General features: G+C 61.6%; 19 protein-coding genes. 13 read left to right on the top strand and 6 right to left on the bottom strand.

Annotated elements, in window-relative coordinates; translation table 11 throughout:
- The first annotated feature begins 6 nt into the window (after positions 1-6).
- The 4 genes from LB523_RS17385 to LB523_RS17370 all read left to right on the top strand — a co-directional run bounded on the left by LB523_RS17385 (position 7) and on the right by LB523_RS17370 (position 4,129).
- On the top strand, positions 7-831 hold the full coding sequence (locus tag LB523_RS17385; RefSeq protein ID WP_224605053.1) for an ABC transporter permease: 825 nt from the start codon (positions 7-9) through the stop codon (positions 829-831).
- A complete protein-coding gene (locus LB523_RS17380) occupies positions 821-2,476 on the top strand; it encodes an ABC transporter ATP-binding protein (protein ID WP_224605049.1) in 1,656 nt (551 codons plus the stop codon). Before LB523_RS17385 ends, LB523_RS17380 begins: the two co-directional genes overlap by 11 nt.
- Positions 2,477-3,383: 907 nt before the next feature.
- Positions 3,384-3,710: a DUF736 domain-containing protein gene (locus LB523_RS17375; RefSeq protein ID WP_224605046.1), complete on the top strand. Its 327-nt coding sequence runs from the start codon at positions 3,384-3,386 to the stop codon at positions 3,708-3,710.
- A gap of 182 nt (positions 3,711-3,892) precedes the next feature.
- Positions 3,893-4,129, top strand: a complete 237-nt coding sequence (locus LB523_RS17370) for a DUF2285 domain-containing protein (RefSeq protein ID WP_263493104.1) — start codon at positions 3,893-3,895, stop codon at positions 4,127-4,129.
- 244 nt (positions 4,130-4,373) lie between these two features.
- Here the strand turns inward: LB523_RS17370 and LB523_RS17365 are convergent, their stop codons facing one another.
- The 4 genes from LB523_RS17365 to LB523_RS17350 form a co-directional block, all read right to left on the bottom strand.
- Positions 4,374-4,679, bottom strand: a complete 306-nt coding sequence (locus LB523_RS17365) for a hypothetical protein (RefSeq protein WP_224518191.1) — start codon at positions 4,677-4,679, stop codon at positions 4,374-4,376.
- Positions 4,680-5,391: 712 nt separating this feature from the next.
- A complete protein-coding gene (locus LB523_RS17360; protein ID WP_224605040.1) occupies positions 5,392-5,856 on the bottom strand; it encodes a hypothetical protein in 465 nt (154 codons plus the stop codon).
- Between the two features lie 180 nt (positions 5,857-6,036).
- Complete coding sequence (locus LB523_RS17355) at positions 6,037-6,525, bottom strand: hypothetical protein (protein ID WP_224605036.1); 489 nt, start codon at positions 6,523-6,525, stop codon at positions 6,037-6,039.
- Positions 6,526-6,587: 62 nt separating this feature from the next.
- Entirely contained in the window at positions 6,588-7,430 is an 843-nt protein-coding gene (locus tag LB523_RS17350) for a PRC-barrel domain-containing protein (RefSeq protein ID WP_318011971.1), read from the bottom strand.
- A 784-nt stretch (positions 7,431-8,214) separates the two neighbouring features.
- Here LB523_RS17350 and LB523_RS17345 point away from each other — a divergent pair.
- The 9 genes from LB523_RS17345 (at position 8,215) to LB523_RS17305 (ending at position 14,685) form a co-directional block, all read left to right on the top strand.
- Positions 8,215-8,541: a DUF736 domain-containing protein gene (locus LB523_RS17345; protein ID WP_224560579.1), complete on the top strand. Its 327-nt coding sequence runs from the start codon at positions 8,215-8,217 to the stop codon at positions 8,539-8,541.
- A 273-nt stretch (positions 8,542-8,814) separates the two neighbouring features.
- A complete protein-coding gene (locus LB523_RS17340; protein WP_041002472.1) occupies positions 8,815-9,096 on the top strand; it encodes a helix-turn-helix transcriptional regulator in 282 nt (93 codons plus the stop codon).
- 16 nt (positions 9,097-9,112) lie between these two features.
- A complete protein-coding gene (locus LB523_RS17335; RefSeq protein WP_224605033.1) occupies positions 9,113-10,168 on the top strand; it encodes a replication initiator protein A in 1,056 nt (351 codons plus the stop codon).
- Positions 10,165-10,656 carry a DUF2840 domain-containing protein gene (locus LB523_RS17330; RefSeq protein WP_224605030.1) on the top strand — a complete coding sequence of 164 codons (492 nt, stop codon included), beginning with the start codon at positions 10,165-10,167 and terminating at the stop codon, positions 10,654-10,656. Before LB523_RS17335 ends, LB523_RS17330 begins: the two co-directional genes overlap by 4 nt.
- Complete coding sequence (locus LB523_RS17325; RefSeq protein ID WP_224605027.1) at positions 10,653-11,198, top strand: S26 family signal peptidase; 546 nt, start codon at positions 10,653-10,655, stop codon at positions 11,196-11,198. The genes LB523_RS17330 and LB523_RS17325 overlap by 4 nt, the downstream gene beginning before the upstream one ends.
- Positions 11,199-11,231: 33 nt before the next feature.
- Positions 11,232-11,561, top strand: a complete 330-nt coding sequence (locus LB523_RS17320; RefSeq protein WP_224605024.1) for a DUF736 domain-containing protein — start codon at positions 11,232-11,234, stop codon at positions 11,559-11,561.
- A complete protein-coding gene (locus LB523_RS17315) occupies positions 11,558-12,334 on the top strand; it encodes a lytic transglycosylase domain-containing protein (RefSeq protein WP_224605010.1) in 777 nt (258 codons plus the stop codon). The genes LB523_RS17320 and LB523_RS17315 overlap by 4 nt, the downstream gene beginning before the upstream one ends.
- A 243-nt stretch (positions 12,335-12,577) precedes the next feature.
- The gene (locus LB523_RS17310) at positions 12,578-14,317 is read left to right on the top strand and encodes a relaxase/mobilization nuclease domain-containing protein (protein ID WP_224604999.1); all 1,740 of its coding nucleotides are present in this window, start codon (positions 12,578-12,580) and stop codon (positions 14,315-14,317) included.
- 23 nt (positions 14,318-14,340) lie between these two features.
- Entirely contained in the window at positions 14,341-14,685 is a 345-nt protein-coding gene (locus LB523_RS17305; protein ID WP_224604997.1) for a hypothetical protein, read from the top strand.
- Between the two features lie 28 nt (positions 14,686-14,713).
- Here LB523_RS17305 and LB523_RS17300 read toward each other — a convergent pair whose 3' ends face one another.
- Together LB523_RS17300 and LB523_RS17295 are read right to left on the bottom strand one after the other, a co-directional pair.
- Positions 14,714-16,024 carry a type II toxin-antitoxin system HipA family toxin gene (locus LB523_RS17300; RefSeq protein ID WP_224604995.1) on the bottom strand — a complete coding sequence of 437 codons (1,311 nt, stop codon included), beginning with the start codon at positions 16,022-16,024 and terminating at the stop codon, positions 14,714-14,716.
- A complete protein-coding gene (locus LB523_RS17295; protein ID WP_095769085.1) occupies positions 16,024-16,278 on the bottom strand; it encodes a helix-turn-helix domain-containing protein in 255 nt (84 codons plus the stop codon). Before LB523_RS17295 ends, LB523_RS17300 begins: the two co-directional genes overlap by 1 nt.
- Positions 16,279-16,327 lie beyond the last annotated feature (49 nt).

Genomic DNA, 16,327 nt, shown 5'->3' with positions numbered 1-16,327 from the left:
TCTCGCATGAGGATAGCGCTGAAGAAGGCGCCGCTCAGCGCCTGGTTCGGAATGGGTGTAACCCTCTGCTACATTCTGGTCGCTGTATTTGCGCCTGTGATCGCTCCTTATCGAGAGACTCAGGTCTTTAGCGAGGCATTCGCGCCCTGGAGCCAGGAGTTCGTGTTCGGTACCGACCAACTCGGTCGCGACATGCTCACTCGACTGATCTACGGGGCCCGCAACACGATCGGCATCGCCTTCGCGACAACGGTCATATCGTTTGCAGCGGGCGTGACGCTCGGCCTTCTGGCGGCAATGTACCGGAGGTGGCTTGACCAGATATTGTCACGCGCGGTGGATGTGTTGATGTCGATCCCGAGCCTGATTTTCGCGCTGATGCTCCTCTCTATATTCGGCTCTTCGATAACTAGCCTTATATTGATCATAGCGCTGCTCGATTCCACGCGTGTGTTCCGTTTGGCGCGAGCCGTCGGGCTCAACGTAGCGGTGATGGAGTATGTCGAAGTCGCGCAATTGCGCGGTGAAGGCCCCGCTTGGATTCTGCGCAGAGAAATCCTGCCCAACATTCTGCCGCCGCTCATCGCGGAATTTGGTCTGCGATTCTGTTTTGTGTTTCTGACGATTGCAGCATTATCGTTCCTGGGGGTCGGCATACAGCCGCCATCGGCTGACTGGGGGTCGATGGTGCGGGAAAACGCCACGCTGATCACTTATGGCGACGTCACGCCGCTACTGCCGGCCGGCGCCATTGCGCTTCTCACAGTAGCGGTGAACTTTGTCGTGGACTGGTTTTTGCATTCAACTAGCGGGCTGCGTGATGAAAACTAGCAGTGCCGCCGTGCGCGAAAAGGGAACAGATCTTCTCGAGATTCGGGGCCTCCACGTTGAAGGCTTCTCCGACGAGCGCTGGCTCCCGATCGTGCGCGGCGTGGATCTCTCGCTTAAACGCGGAGAAGTGCTCGGATTGATTGGCGAATCCGGCGCCGGGAAATCGACCATCGGCCTTGCCGCAATGGGGTATGCCAAGCCGGGGTGCCGTATTACCCAGGGCTCGGTGCTGTTCGACGGTGCCGATCTTTTGTCCATGAGCGAAGCCCGTCGTCGGCGGCTTCGAGGCTCGCGCATTGCCTATGTGGCGCAAAGCGCAGCCGTCTGGTTCAACCCTGCTCACCGGCTCCTCGACCAGACGGTTGAAACGGCAGTTGCGCACGGCATCGCCAGCCGAGATAAGGCCACTCGCGATGCGGTGGAGCTTTATCGACGTCTCCAGCTTCCGGAGCCTAAGGCCATCGGCTTCCGGTATCCGCATCAGGTATCCGGCGGCCAATTGCAGCGAGCGATGACGGCAATGGCCATGGCTTGCCGGCCCGACCTGATCGTGTTTGATGAGCCGACAACTGCGCTGGATGTGACCACGCAAGTGGAGGTCCTTGCGTCGATCCGCAGGATTGTTGAGGAATTTAACACAGCAGCGATCTATGTGACTCACGATCTGGCCGTAGTGGCGCAGATGGCGGACCGAATCATGGTCTTGCGACACGGACAAACTGTTGAGGAAGCCGATACGCGGCAGATGCTCACGGCTCCCACCCAAGAATACACTCGGACCCTTTGGGCCGTGCGCAAGCTTGCCAAGCCCGAGATTCGGACCGAGGATCATCTATTGACCATCGACAATGTGACCGCGGCCTACGCTGGAAAGGTCAAGGTGCTCCTTGATGTGTCCACCAAGGTACCACGCGGCCGAACGGTCGCAGTGGTCGGCGAGTCAGGGTCGGGGAAATCGACGCTCGCCCGCGTCGTTACCGGTTTGCTGCCTGCCATGTCCGGGTCCATCTCGTTTGACGGCAGGCCGCTTCCCTTGTCGCTAAAGCAACGCTCGAAGGACCTTCTGCGCCGTATCCAAATGATTTATCAGTCACCCGACAGCGCCCTTAACCCGCGCCAGACCGTAGAAGACATAATCGCGCGTCCGCTCGAATTTTATCTGGGGCTAAAAGGGCGGCAGCTTGATCATCGGATCAGCGAGTTGATGCACATGATCGAGATGGATGAAAGTTTCCTCGACCGGCTGCCCGGCGAATTGTCGGGAGGCCAAAAGCAGCGAATCTGCATCGCGCGTGCGCTCGCCGCCGATCCGGAGCTTATCATTTGCGACGAGGTCACCTCGGCACTCGATCAGATTATACAGGAAGAAATCTTGACGCTCCTGATGCGCCTGCAGCACGAACTCGGCGTCAGCTATATCTTCATCACCCACGATATCGCGACGGTAAGAGCAATCGCGGACGAGGTCGTGGTCATGCATCAAGGGAAGGTGGTGGAGCAGGGCTTGAAAACCGAGATACTGACACCACCCCACGCAGCCTACACCGAACTGCTTCTCTCGTCCGTGCCGGAAATGGATCCGGATTGGCTGACGACATTGCTGGCCAGACGGAAGGACCAAGGCATTCTGAGTGCGGGTGGCTGAACAGCCCTGGCAGCCGGAGAGGCGAAATGCGCCCCTTGGCCGCTCGCGTCCGCATTGCCGATCTGGATGCGGTCGATCCCTCTGGGGCGGCTTTCACGCAGGAACTCTCCATTCGAACTCAGATTAACCCCAGCGTGCAATCAGGAAGGCTCCGTGACGGTTGCCGGTATGATGCATTGATAGGAGCCGGTTAGGGCACCCTCGACTTTCGCGAAGGAGACCTCTTTCCGCCCTAGTACTGGTTTTGGATGATCATCGTCCGGTGCGTGAGCCGCCAGCCGGTGAATGTCTGCTTCGGGTCGCGGGCAGAACGGCGGACTTTGGACGATCCGGACCGATTGCGGTCAGTGGGTTCCGACCCAAATGAGGGACCCATACAATGCCGCGCAAAAAAAGTAGCTTCCAAAAGCTTCTTTCGCCGCCGACTCCCAAAGTGTCCAACAAACGTCATCATAGATCTGCGGGAAGGGCGATCCAAATGGCCTTACGCCCGTAGCACGACACGTCGACGCTGCCGCGCGGGCGAAGGCATGTCGATCCGAGCAGTGAGCCGCTCCAAGTAAGCGTGCGCGTGGCACTGGAGGGAAAAGGCAAGTCCGCTTAATCTTTGTTGATCCCGCATGGTGCCATTGCCTCCGTCGGCCATTTCACAGAGCGCACCAACGACCTCTCGAACGGGCTGATCTGGCAGAAGGACGGCTGAAGCCTCGACCGCCTATGCCGCAATGGCGCGTCACGCTTTTCTTCCCCTGGGCGAAGCCCATTCCTCGCGCAACCAAGAAACGCGCGCCTGCGCCATCCTGCGCTTCACTGCGGTCGCAAGCGATGCGGCGGCGGTCGCCTTCGGCCACACGATCGCCATCGAGGCCGCATGGTGCGGGCTCGGAAACGAGAACGGAGACTGAAAATGGCTACCATCGGCACCTTCAAGAAGACCAATGCGAACGAGTTCACCGGCGAGATCGTCACCCTCAGCGTCCAGGCCAGGGGCGTGCGCATCGTTCCCGACACCCGGGCCAGCGGCGAGAACGCTCCAAGCCACCGCGTGGTGGTCGGCAAGGCCGAGATCGGCGCCGCCTGGTCCAAGAGCTCCAACGAGGGCCGGGATTATCTAGGGCTCAAGCTGGACGATCCGAGCTTCACCGCTCCGATCTACGCCAACCTCTTCGCCGACGAGGAAGGCGAGGGCCACAGCCTCATCTGGTCCCGCCCCAATCGCCGCAACGGCGAGTAACAGGTACCAAGCCCGTTCGGCTTCGGCCGGACAGGCTTCGGCGTCTAAAACAGGGCTTCAGCGGTGAAGCCGCGATCAACTGCTCTTTCGCAACAGAATTCCATTATCGGGCAGTACTTCAATTCCAGCCTTCTCGATCGCATTCACAATTGCTCACAGGCAGCACCTTCCCGACGTCCCGCTTGACCGCGGCCCAGCGCCGACGCCTTGGCCACATGCTGCGATGCCTCGATGGCCGGGAAGAGCAGGCATCTCATTTTGAAGTCGCGACCGCCTTGTTCGGTCGGCGACTGGTCAGCGCCGCCGACTGGCATGACTCGGCTTTTCGATATCAGACGTTTCGCTTAGTTCGCGACGGCCTGAAGATGGTCGAGCGCGGCTATCGCCAATTGCTGCGCGGGCGACGGCGCCTTTCCTGAGGGGGTCCCGACGCCTGATTCACGTTGTTTGCAAGCCCAGGGTTACGATCCTGAATTGAACGGGAGCTTTGCGCCTTCATCTCGGCCATTGATGCAAACTTAGCTTCTGCCCGGACGCGGACATCGCAGGGTGACATGCTGGAGGTCGTCATGCGCCTGAAGCAGACGATGCGAACTGAATCCCCATCCCCATTGCGGGGGCCAGCGTCCAGCCAGTCTCCACGCCTGGTTCGCCGACGACCAACTATTGGGCGCCGGGCGTCCATTCGGGCAACGGCGCCAGGCTGCGGTTGAACTGCTTCCACCACATGGTCTCATCAATCTCGCAGCAGGCGCGAAGCATGGCGTGCGCCTTCTCGAAAGCCTGGGTAGCGAGATCATCGAACGTCATTTGCGCATCGTACGGCACCGATACCACCAGCTCCTGACCGGTCTGCGTGCCGCCTTCGTCAACCTGAAGATAAAGCCAAACGACGAAATGCGCGCCTTGGCCGCTCGCGTCCGCATTGCCGATCTTGATGCGGTCGATGCCTGCTGCGGTGACTTTCATGCAGGGGCCCCTTCATTCGAATTCATAATGAAGCCGAGAAGTCCGCTGCGGCCATGAAGGTTCCGAAGCCGTTGTCATTATGGTGAAGAGCTGGTTAGGCACCCCTCGACCTTTCTTATGAACTTCACAAAGGTTGGTGAAAATCAGGAATTGCTGAAAATCAGGCCGACTGATTGCATCTAGTGCCGGACCTCGGTCGACACCGTTGGTCGATTCGTAGAGCTGGTTATGTCGAAATCCACTTGGGCTCAACTTAGGCCGAGTGTCTCAATCAACACCCGGCCTTCGGCCGCCGCATGCAAGGGCCGCTTCTTGCCAATTATCCTAGGGTCGACGATCCGCAGGCGGCACCTTGCCACGCCCGCTTGACCGCGCCCCAGCGCCGGCGCCTTGGGCGCATCTTGCGAGAAGAGCAGGCACCCCATTTTGAAGTTCGCGACCGCCTTGTTCGGCCGACGGCGGATAGCAGCCAGTGCGGACGGTATGTGAGCGCCACGACACCATGCGCGAAGCGGTGCGTGCGAACGAGGTACATAGTATCACCGCTATGCTGCGGATCTGAGAGGATTACCTTCGAGGAGAGTGATCGCGGCCATCGGATGCAAAGAGAATACGGGCGACGCTCGCCCGTATTCTCATAATTAGCGATCTTCGGCCCAGATGCATCTGCTTGGACTTTTCACTCGCTGCCTTTTCGCTTTCCGAGGCGACGTTACTCCCTCGCATGGGTCAAAATGCGAAATACCGGCCAATGGGTAATCGCTTCACGTAGTCTGCTGAAAAGCTTCCCTTCCATGCCGATGGCAGACCGAACTTGAATGGCAGCCCATCCGGCTTTCATGGTCCCGCCGACATGGCAATGGCAGACGATAGCGTGCAACTGCCAATCCGTAAGCTCGAAGAAGCGTTTCGCTTCGCCATAGGTATCGTTCTTCAATCCTTGCGCGCGCAATATCGGATCAGCGAAAGCGACGCTGAGCGCGGAGTCCAGGGACCGCGCCTTGTCACGCACGTCCAAGGTCATGTATTCCGTCCCGGGGAAAGCGGCGAGGCGCCGCTCGGGATTTCGCTCGAGCAGCATGGCCCAATGTTGCAAACGCTGCGCTCGCGTCATAGCCGGAAAGGATACTTCGACTTCCGCGACCTCATGTAGTTCTTCAAGTGTCTGATGTTTCATGGCCGTCTCCTGTTGGCGAGGCGCTCTGCCTGCAGAATGCACAGGTCGGATTGGGCCTCAGTCGTCCCTATGCAGGCGAACCAGCAGTGCGTCGGGAAGTTCCAATGGCGAGAAAATTTGACAGTGTGCCTGCTTCAATTTCCCGCTCTCTCTGTGCCTTGGACCATCCCGCGCAACGAGCTACTGCGATGCTTCGACCAGCCGTCGGAGCAATGGGTAATCCTTCAGGTCCTTGTAAGGCGTGAGATCTAACTCCCCTGGCACGCACCGAAGCTGTTCTTCATCGATCGCTTTCTCGTGCCCCTTGATGACGCTTTGGTAGTGCTGCCAGGTCAGGCCAGCGCCTCTCACCGCATCTCTTTCGATGCGCGAGGCAATTTGGTGGGCGTGCAGATAATGAAGCCGCAACTCGTCCAAGAGAGCTTTTTCAACAATTTCGTGGCACACCAGAAATGGTTCGAGCCGCACGTCCTTGCCTCTCCACCTGATGGTGCGCGGCAGATGTCGGTCGATGTAAATCGTCCTTGCATCCGTGCTGTACCCGGCAATGTAAGGAATATCGAACTCGTGGCTGACCTTAACTCGTCGATGAAGTGCAGACACGACATCGGACAGGACCAGGTCGCTGATATCTTCAGAGCTATGACGGACCTCGTCGGCTAGTTTCAAGTCCGCTCCTGCGTTTTCCAGTCGAAGCGCCCCCACACGGGCGAGCGCTGTGCGACGATTTTTTACTTGTTGACGATGATGCGCTGCTTATCCCGGTTTTGGGCGTAAGTGGCCTTGTCGTAGGCAGTCTGCGCCTCCAACTGGTCCTTGGTGAAGTTCGTGTAGAGATAACGGTTGCCGTTCTTGTCGGTCATGAACTTGAGGTTCTCCATAGCGACCGCGACCTTCTTTTCGCCAATGCCCAGAAAGCCGCCTACATCAACGATTATTGCGTCGACCTTCTTGTCACCAGTCAGGATGACGTCGCCGATCTCGCCGACCTTCGCATCATCTGCGCCATAGACGTTGGTTCCGATCAGATTTGCCGCACTGATCTTGTCTGACGGCATTTCGGTCAGGGACGACTTGTCGATCGAGGCTGTCGAGGTCGTATCGGTTTTGCCGTTAGCTGCTTGGCTGTTAGTCGTCTGCGCCGTGGGTGCTGCCGCGGTATCATAAGCCTTCGTATCGAAATTGGGTTGAGCTTTGAGCTCATCCTTCGTCGTCTTTGCGACTAGCCAGCGATCGCCCTTCTTGTTGACCCATTCAAGCTTGCTGAAATCATAGGCTACGTTCTTTTCCCCCACGCCAAGGAATCCGCCGACGCCAATGACGACGAGCTTGGCGTTCCCGTCCTTGTCCAGGACGATGTCATTGACATCGCCTATCTTCGTCGCGTCGTCGGCGGTGCTGTCATAGACCGCGGCTCCCATGATCTTGGAGACGAGCTTGCCACCAGTGACCGCGGCAACAACCTCCGTCTGGGTAGCGGGGTTGCTGGTATTTGCGGCGTGAGCACCCGCCGTGCAGAGCGCCGTCGACATGAGAGCTGCCGTCGCGGCCGTAGCTAGTATCTTGCGGATCATTGTGAAATTCCTCCTGTTGCCTGGTCGATTGACGTCGGCAGCTGCCAACGCCAATTCATCCAACGGAAGGAACTGCCTTACGTTCCGGGAGGAGGCCAATGGTCGCAACGGGCGCCGGACTGAAGGCTCATGCAGAACCTGCACGGGTTTACCGCCCCCCGCCACCAATGAGTCAAATGACCCGACCTGCAAACAGGATTACAACTGCCGTCGATGCCAGGGACCTAGCCTAGTTGTCCGAAGAGGACGTTCCTGTATCGGCCGCAACGAGACGTCCGCAATCCAAGCCGCTCAACAGCAAAAGCCGGTATTTGGAGTGCCTGTCTTGACCAGCGTCGATAGCGGCCAGCAATGGCATTGCCCAGTCATGCACGCGAAGACGAGGCCGATCCCATCCGCGATCGCCAGATGTATCCAGGCTCTGATGCTGCACACGTCGGGCCGTGGTAACCTCAGCAGCGGCGAAATGGTCCACATCATCTCTTTTTGGCGCAGATGATCCCATCGTCCCCGTCTTCCATTTCACGGCGGGCACCAAACGACCTCTCGAACGGGCTGATCAGGCCGAAGGACGACTGAAGCCTCGACCGCCTATGCCGCAACGGCGCGTCGCGAGTTTCTTCCCCTGGGCGAAGCCCATTCCTCGCGCAGCCAAGAAACGCGCGCCTGCGCCATCCTGCGCTTGGCTGCGGTCGCAAGCGATGCGGCGGCGGTCGCCTTCGGCCACACGATCGCCATCGAGGCCGCATGGTGCGGGCTCGGAAACGAAAAACGGAGACTGAAAATGGCTACCATCGGCAGCTTCAAGAAGACCAATGCGAACGAGTTCACCGGCGAGATCGTCACCCTCAGCGTCCAGGCCAAGGGCGTGCGCATCGTCCCCGACACCCGGGCCAGCGGCGAGAACGCACCAAGCCACCGCGTGGTGGTCGGCAAGGCCGAGATCGGCGCCGCCTGGTCCAAGCGCTCCAACGAGGGCCGCGATTATCTCGGGCTCAAGCTCGACGACCCGAGCTTCACCGCTCCCATCTACGCCAACCTCTTCGCCGACGAGGAAGGCGAGGGCCACAGCCTCATCTGGTCCCGCCCCAACCGCCGCAATAGCGAGTGACCTGGAAGACGCCCCGCCCGGCACCGGGCGGGGCGTCTCCTGATGGCGCGGAAACGTTCCGCGGCGCCGGTGTATCTGACCGAGGTTCCGGTTACCGGGTGCGCGGCTTGATGCGCGATACCTCCGATCGACGCACGCGCCCGGGCCACCGCCTAAGGTCTCTCAGCGGTGCGAAATAGCGCCCCTCAATTGCGCACCTGATCATCGTGCCCTTGCTCCTCCATCCTGGCCATCGATCGCCGTTCAACCGCAACGGCCGGAAGGAGAAACCTCATGAACGCCGACGCCGCGCCACTGCCGCCGCGCTACCTGCGCACTTCTGAAGCCGCGCATTTCCTCAGTCTCTCGGCGCGCACGCTTGAGAAACATCGCACCTACGGCACCGGGCCTGCCTATCGCAAACTCGGCGGCCGCGTCGTCTACGCCGTCGACGACCTCCAGCTCTGGGTTCAGCGCGGCGCGATGACATCGACGTCCGATCCGCATGGCTCGGTGCTGCCCGCCAAGCCTCAGGCCGCCCGCCTGATCCCCTATGCCGGGCGCGAAAGGCGCTGAGCCGCTGATCCCCCCCATGTCGGCACGACCACGCCCACCATTGGAGCGCAAACAGCTCGATCTGTTCCAGGCGCTGCCGGGCGTGGTCGCGCCACGCGATGCGCAGGACCTCATGGCCTATCCCTTCTTCTCCCTCGCCAAATCCAGGCGCATCGCGCCGATCGACTTTCACGCCGGCGATGTGGCAATTCGTGTCGAAGCGATGCCCGATCACGGCATGGCGACGATCTGGGATGCCGATATCCTGATCTGGGCCGCTAGCCAGATCGTCAGCGCGCGGGACGCCGGATTGCGCACATCCCGCCTGATGGCCGCGACGCCATACGAGATGCTTACCTTCATCGGCCGCGGCGTCTCCAAGCGAGACTACCTGCGCCTCAAGGCGGCGCTCGATCGCCTGCAGTCGACAAGCGTCGTCACCTCCATCCGCCAACCCGCCGAGGGCCGGCGCCATCGCTTCTCGTGGATCAATGAATGGCAGGAGCGCTCCGGCCGAGACGGCCGCCCGCTTGGCGTCGAAATGATCCTGCCCGATTGGTTCTATCGCGCCGTCATAGACGACGCGCTGATCCTGACGATAGACCGGGCCTATTTCGGGCTGACCGGCGGCCTGGAGCGTTGGCTCTATCGCCTGGTGCGAAAGCATGGCGGGCGCCAGCGCGCCGGCTGGCGTTTCGACATCAGCCACCTGCATCGCAAGTCCGGCAGCCTCTCGCCGCGCAAGCGCTTCGCCTTCGAGCTGCGTGAAATCGTGCGTCGGCAGCCTTTGCCGGGATATCTGCTGTTCACGGAGGTCGAAGCCAGCGGCCGTGTGTTGTTGGCTTTTGAACCGGTGCCGACGCCTGTTGACAGGATCGTGCCATCGGGAACCCGAACTATCGTGCCATCGGGAACCGCCTCCTCGTGCTTTCGGGAACCGCGATCAGCCTTAAGGAACAGACCCGAAACGAAAAATCGCGCTCTTAACTTGGAGTCTAACTCTCAATCTAACATTCTTGCGAAGCAGCTGCGGATCGACGGCGGGGAGCAGAAGCCGCGATTTGTAGGCCGACGCGGTGGAGGCGACGCATGACGCGGTCTCCTCGATTGACGCCGCGCGCCAGCCTCACGACGGCCGAGCTGATCTGGATCGAGAAGCGGATCGAGCACCGGATCCGCTTCGGACGCCCTGCCGATCAGACGATCATCGACAAGCGGCGTCGCGTCGTGGGGTTTGCGCCGGGCAGTGTTTTTGCGTTCGTCCGCTGGGCGGCGAACGACTTTGGCACCATCGTTTCTCGCATCGACATCGTGCGCGCCGTCTTGCCCGCTGAACCCTATCAGACGCTGCCTTACATCCGGCCAGGCGCCGAGATCCTGCTCAAGATCGCAGGCTGGGACCAGGTTGAGCGGGTTCTTCAACTGATCGATGCGATCGAGGCGATCGGCCTCGATCCGGTCGATGCCGCCCCTGACTATTGGCGTCAGTCCCACAACCGACTGGTTGCCGGCGGAACGCCGCGTGTCTATTCGCTCGAGCAGCACCGGGCCTTTCTGTTGCGCAAGCGAGCGACATCATGAGCCGCGCCGCCTGCATGGCCGTGACGCTTGCAGCCGTTGCCGCGATCGTCGCTCCAGCTGCTGTGGAAATGCCGCCGCTGCTGCTATGGAACGCATCGGCCAGCGCACCCCTCGGGCTCTATGCGATCCGGAGAATGGCCGTTCCAACGGCCGGCGCGCTCGCCGTCATCGAACCGCCGGAGATCGTCGCTCGGTTCGCCGCCGAGCGCGGTTACCTTCCGCTCGGCGTGCCAATGCTGAAGCACATCGAAGCGCTTCCTGGACAGGAAGTTTGTCGCGTTGCTGGCGTCATCATGGTGGACGGAATCGCGATGGGCACCGCACTGGAGCGCGATCGCAAGGGACGCGCGCTGCCTGACTGGCAGGGCTGCCACATCATCGCCGCCGACCAAATCTTCGTCATGAACCGGGATGTCCAGGACAGTCTCGACGGCCGCTACTTCGGCCCGTTCCCGGCGAGCTCGATCATTGGGCGCGCAACGCCGCTTTGGACCGACGAGAGCGGCGATGGCCACTTCACCTGGCTTGCTCCCGCGAACTGAAATTCAGCCAGCCAATGAGGAAGGAGACAGACCATGGCCGAAATCGGCGTCTTCAAACAAACAGAATCCGGCTACTCCGGGCGCATTCGAACACTGCTCGTGGACGTCGAACTGGTGCTTGTCCCGATCAGGACGTCCACCGGCAATGCGCCGGATTTTCGCATCCACATCGGCGATGGCAGCGGCCCCGAGGTCGGCGCGGCTTGGAAGGAAACCGGGCAGACGGCTGGCGAGTATTTGTCCTGCCGACTGGAAGATCCGCTGTTTGGTCGACGCTTCCGCGCCGGTCTCTTCCGCTCCGATGACGGTTCCTGGTCGCTACGCTGGATCCGGCCGAAATCGCGGCCGGAGCGTGCTCGATGAGGGCGCCATCGGCGCCGAAATATGCGCACGAAAGCCGCCCCCTCAGTTGGTTGGCCGGTCGGAGGCAAGCACGTCGGCTTGTCGCTGGCACGCTGATCCTCTGCCACGCGATCACGGGGGCCGCCGCAGAATCCGCGCCGGTCTCCCGCAAATCCGCCGACGATCCATATGCCGCCCATATCGCCGAGGCGTCGCATCGCTTTCGCGTTCCTCAGCTCTGGATACGGGCAGTCATGCATCTCGAGAGCGCTCGCGACCCACGCGCAGTATCGCGAAAGGGTGCAGTGGGTCTGATGCAGATCATGCCCGAAACCTGGGCCGAGCTGCGCCTTCGTCATCAACTCGGCCGCGACCCCTATGATCCGCACGACAACATCCTTGCCGGCACCGCCTATCTTCGCGAGCTGTATGATCGATACGGTTCACCGGGTTTTCTCGCCGCCTACAATGCTGGGCCGGGGCGCTACCAAGCGTCCTTGAGGGGCCGCTCGCTGCCGGCCGAAACCCGCGCTTATGTTGCGAAGCTTCGCCCTTTGTCGGGCGGCGGTGATGCGCCCGGCGCGCTCACCGCCAGCCATGACAAGAACGTCACGTGGAAGGCCGCGCCGCTGTTCATAGTGCGGTCCAGGTCCCTGGCCGGTTCCAGTCGTTCGTCCGGAGAACACGCTTCTGTCGCGGTCTCATCGTCACCGTTGGCGCGCGAACTTTTCGTGGCCGGTTCGCTGCCGCGGCAACTGTTCACTGGGTCCGACCTGCGGACATCGCAGCGATGACGAAGTGTCCGTCAGCTCGTGCGCCGGCGCCTCTTTGGACGTCGCAGGCTTTGAGGCGCATAGGGCACAAGGCAACAACCGAAGGATGGCAAGATAAAAGGGCGCACATTGTGCTGCGGTCGGTTCGTTGTATTTGCTGGGTTTTTTGCCGCTTCCCGCACATTGGAGCGCCTCAGCGCAATGTGCTGGGAACAGGCAAATCATTGTATTTGCTGTACTTATGGCAAGGTGAGGGCGGGCGCCGTGTCTGATGAGCACGAGTTCCGCATCCGTCCGGGCCGCATTCGCTCGACGCGAGCCCAATCGTCGCGGCCCTTCATCGCCCAGGCGCTTGCGGCAGCGCAAAAGGCTGGCGGCGGCGTGTCGCGGTCAGGCCGGATCGGGACAGGCAGGCGCTCGCAGTTCGGACGCGGCAGGGCAGCGAGCCTTCAAGCCAATCGCTTCCTCACCGGCCGCTCCCGCCTAGCAACGATCAAGACCCGCGTGGTTCGCCATTCGAAACGCGGCGCGCCGCTGGCGACCCACCTCAACTATCTGCGCCGCGAGGGAGTCACACGCGACGACGCGAGAGCCCGCATGTTCGGACCGGAGGTCGACGATGCGTCGACCACGCATTTCGTCGATCGCTGCAAGGACGACCGGCATCATTTCCGCTTCATCGTCTCTCCCGAGGGTGCCGCAGAGTTGGCCGACCTCAAATCCTTCACCCGTGATCTCATGGGTCGGATGCAGGAGGATCTCGGCACGTCGCTCGACTGGATCGCGGTGGACCATTGGAACACCGACAATCCCCATGTCCACGTCATCCTGCGCGGCCGGGCCGACGACGGCCAGGACCTGGTCATCTCGCGCGACTATATCAGCCGTGGCATGCGCGATCGCGCCAGCGAGCTCGTCACGCAGGAGCTTGGCCCTCGGTCGGAGCTTGAGATCCGCCGGCATGTCGAGCGCCAGGTCGAGACCGAGCGGTGGACCGGGCTGGACCGCCAGTTGCTCCGCGACGCAGGCGAGGACGGTGTCATCGATCTCGCGCCACGTGCCGATCGCCAGCCTGATGAATTCATTGCGCCAAAGATCGGGCGGCTGCGCAGACTGGAGACGCTCGGCCTCGCTGAACAGCTCGGTCCTGGCCAATGGATCGTCAGCGAGAGAGCCGAGGCGACGCTGCGCCAGATGGGTGAGCGCGCCGATATCATCAAACGCATGCATCGCGCATTCTCGGCCCGCGACATCGAACGCGCGAGCGCCAGCTATGTGCTGGCCGCAGAGAGCATCGGCGAGACGATTAGCGGCCGTCTGATCGAGCGCGGCCTGGATGACGAACTGAGCGGCAGTGCCTATGCAATCATAGATGGCGTCGATGGCCGCTGTCATCACGTCCGGCTCGCCGATCTCGAGGCGGCGGGCGATGGTGCGCCGGGCGCAATCGTCGAACTGCGCAAATTCGAGGACGCTCAGGGTCGGCGGCGGCTGGCGCTTGCCGTGCGCTCCGATCTCGACATCGACAGACAGGTGGTTGCGGAGGGGGCGACCTGGCTCGACCGGCAGGCGCTTGCCCGTCCCGCGGCGGCTCTTTCCGACGGCGGCTTCGGCGCCGAGGTGCGCCAGGCGCTTGATCGGCGCGTCGAGCATCTGATCGGACTGGGGCTGGCGGAGCGGCAGCCGGGCGGGACTGTCTTTGCCGGCAACTTGATCGACACGCTGCGCCGAAGGGAGCTCGAGGCGCTGGGCGGCAGGATCGCGGCCCAATCCGGCCGTTCCTTCAACCGTGCCGCACCTGGCGAATCCGTGTCCGGTACCTACAGCCAGCGCTTTGCGCTTGCGTCCGGCCGTTTCGCGATGATCGACGATGGCCTCGGGTTCCAGCTCGTGCCCTGGACGCCTTCGCTGGAAAAGCGCCTCGGCCAGCATGTCAGCGGCAGCACTCGCGGCGACGGCGGTGTCGATTGGAGCTTTGCCCGCAAACGCGGGCTAGGTCTCTAGCAGCTGAAAGGATGGATCCTGCCATGTCGGCCGCGAAAATCCCTTGGGAGCAGATCCTCACGGTTTTCCTGAGCCGTGGCGCTGACGACTTGGACGGCAACACAATCGCGGCATGGAGACTTGGCGTTCGCCGCACCTCGGGCCGCGCTGGTCGATCGCGCCGGCTTGCCCGTCAACTTATGCGCCTGCGCGCGCGCAGGAGGGCGGGCGAACGCGACGAGGCCTTCGTCACGGCGCGCGACAGCCTGGCGATAGGCGCGAAGCTGCGGCAGGAGATTTCCGAAGTTAGCGATCCGGTGGGTGCCGAGAAGAGGCTTAGCTGCGCCGCAGGGGATGTCGATATCGAATGTGCGGTTGGGTGGCCCTGAATTCTTGTGCGGCCGCCCACTAGTTTGATCAGTGTATCTCGGCGAGGATTGTCGCACGCCTGATTATCGCCGATCCGACCGACTCGACGAGTTGCGCGGGAAAGTGACGTGGCAACGACGAAATCACGGCCTCGGTCCACCGCTCGGCATTTGCGGAGATGTCTTCGAAAATCTTGCGCATCAGGGACCTCCCCACGCCGGAAACCTCGGCGGTCTGCATGAAATGGCGGGGTACAATTTCATGTATGGAATAATGCCGGCTCTTGCCGGCAGACATCGCCAGCTTGAATTTTTTGCGGGGGATCTGTCCAGCATCAAGGCTGGGCTGCGCGGTCAGCACGTCGTAGAGCGGCGTCATCCGAAACCGCCCGCCGGGCCCGAGAAAAATGCTGAAGTTCTTGGCGTGGCCGTCGGTCGCGCCAATGAGCCAGAATATTATGCAGGCACGCAAAAACAGCGAGATGTCGTCTTCGGGCCTGTCACTGCCCTTAAGCAGCTCGATAATCGACGGCATGCCGGGACCGCCCTCTGACTGGTATTTGCGTGTCGGCGGGACCGACAGTGCTTGACACATATCCTCCTGTGGAAGGCGCATGAGACGGCCATCCGCGGCCCACAACCGGTCGAACCGCTCGACGATCAGCGTACGGCGCTCCCCGAAGTCGGCGATCTCAGTTTTGGCGGCGGGAACGCCGAACGCGTCGATCAGCTTAAGGCACAGATATTCGTTCTCAACGCTGTTGGAGAGATCGATGCCATTCGGCAACCTGCCGATCTGCGGTTTCAGGATGTGGGTGGTCGCCGCCGTGCCGACCGGCTTGTACCAGCGTCCGTCCTTGCGTAGCAGCGCCGTCTTTTCTTGGGCGCCGGCGATCGAGATGCGGAAATCCTCATCCTCGCCGAGGCCAAGCGGGGCGACAGCGAGGTTTGCGATTATCCCGGCAATCTCCTTTTTGCTGACCGGCTTGCCTTCGCTGCTACCAGGGCTGCCGGGATCGACGCCATCAGGCAGGAATTGCAATGCGCCGACGCAGTCATGGCCGAGGGCGGCAAGCATGCTGTAGGCGTCGGTGCCATCTGCGCCGACACGTTCGGCAATCCGCTTGCGGACGGTGTCATTGTCGGGAAGCAGGTTGTCGAAGACATTGACTACAGGCGCGCCGATATAGCGGTCCTCCCGCAGGGGAAGCGAAAGCGAGACAGGGAAGGTACCGTGCCAGTCCAGCCATTCGCGGGCATATTGAAAGTCCACCGCGCCGGTGGATTGCCTGCGCAGCACGCCCACCAGCCGACCGTTCACGAAGACATTTAGCGGCGTGTGAGCCGGCCGCCGCGCCATCAGAACAGGTCCGCGATCTCGGTCGCGCTGCTTTTGCTGCGCGGGCGAACGACGAGTTCAAGGTCGAGGGCGGAGAGCGCAGCCATCAACGTACTGAGCTGCACTGCCGGCTCGCCGGCTTCAAGGCGAGACACGGTAGCCTGACGCAGGTGGATCCGGCTGCCAAGCGTCTCTTGCGTGAGATCGGCTTGCCTGCGGGCGCGACGCAGAATGGCGCCGAGCTGCTTTTCGTTGCGAGCGATCTGGTCGGTCATGGTAGTCTCCTGGAGCGTATATACGCGATCGCGTATGGCTTTGCAATAT

Origin of the sequence: Mesorhizobium sp. ESP-6-4, from assembly GCF_020164735.1 — a bacterium.
Lineage (GTDB): Bacteria > Pseudomonadota > Alphaproteobacteria > Rhizobiales > Rhizobiaceae > Mesorhizobium.
The sequence above is the reverse complement of the archived record's forward strand: the minus strand, read 5'-3'. Positions and strand labels throughout refer to the sequence as shown.

Excerpts from the sequence above, each read along its gene's own strand:
- LB523_RS17385 (WP_224605053.1), top strand. The coding sequence starts at position 7 with ATGAGGATAGCGCTGAAGAAGGCGCCGCTCAGCGCCTGGTTCGGAATG.
- LB523_RS17380 (WP_224605049.1), top strand. The coding sequence starts at position 821 with ATGAAAACTAGCAGTGCCGCCGTGCGCGAAAAGGGAACAGATCTTCTC.
- LB523_RS17375 (WP_224605046.1), top strand. The coding sequence starts at position 3,384 with ATGGCTACCATCGGCACCTTCAAGAAGACCAATGCGAACGAGTTCACC.
- LB523_RS17365 (WP_224518191.1), bottom strand. The coding sequence starts at position 4,679 with ATGAAAGTCACCGCAGCAGGCATCGACCGCATCAAGATCGGCAATGCG.
- LB523_RS17360 (WP_224605040.1), bottom strand. The coding sequence starts at position 5,856 with ATGAAACATCAGACACTTGAAGAACTACATGAGGTCGCGGAAGTCGAA.
- LB523_RS17350 (WP_318011971.1), bottom strand. The coding sequence starts at position 7,430 with ATGATCCGCAAGATACTAGCTACGGCCGCGACGGCAGCTCTCATGTCG.
- LB523_RS17345 (WP_224560579.1), top strand. The coding sequence starts at position 8,215 with ATGGCTACCATCGGCAGCTTCAAGAAGACCAATGCGAACGAGTTCACC.
- LB523_RS17340 (WP_041002472.1), top strand. The coding sequence starts at position 8,815 with ATGAACGCCGACGCCGCGCCACTGCCGCCGCGCTACCTGCGCACTTCT.
- LB523_RS17335 (WP_224605033.1), top strand. The coding sequence starts at position 9,113 with ATGTCGGCACGACCACGCCCACCATTGGAGCGCAAACAGCTCGATCTG.
- LB523_RS17330 (WP_224605030.1), top strand. The coding sequence starts at position 10,165 with ATGACGCGGTCTCCTCGATTGACGCCGCGCGCCAGCCTCACGACGGCC.
- LB523_RS17325 (WP_224605027.1), top strand. The coding sequence starts at position 10,653 with ATGAGCCGCGCCGCCTGCATGGCCGTGACGCTTGCAGCCGTTGCCGCG.
- LB523_RS17320 (WP_224605024.1), top strand. The coding sequence starts at position 11,232 with ATGGCCGAAATCGGCGTCTTCAAACAAACAGAATCCGGCTACTCCGGG.
- LB523_RS17315 (WP_224605010.1), top strand. The coding sequence starts at position 11,558 with ATGAGGGCGCCATCGGCGCCGAAATATGCGCACGAAAGCCGCCCCCTC.
- LB523_RS17305 (WP_224604997.1), top strand. The coding sequence starts at position 14,341 with ATGTCGGCCGCGAAAATCCCTTGGGAGCAGATCCTCACGGTTTTCCTG.
- LB523_RS17300 (WP_224604995.1), bottom strand. The coding sequence starts at position 16,024 with ATGGCGCGGCGGCCGGCTCACACGCCGCTAAATGTCTTCGTGAACGGT.
- LB523_RS17295 (WP_095769085.1), bottom strand. The coding sequence starts at position 16,278 with ATGACCGACCAGATCGCTCGCAACGAAAAGCAGCTCGGCGCCATTCTG.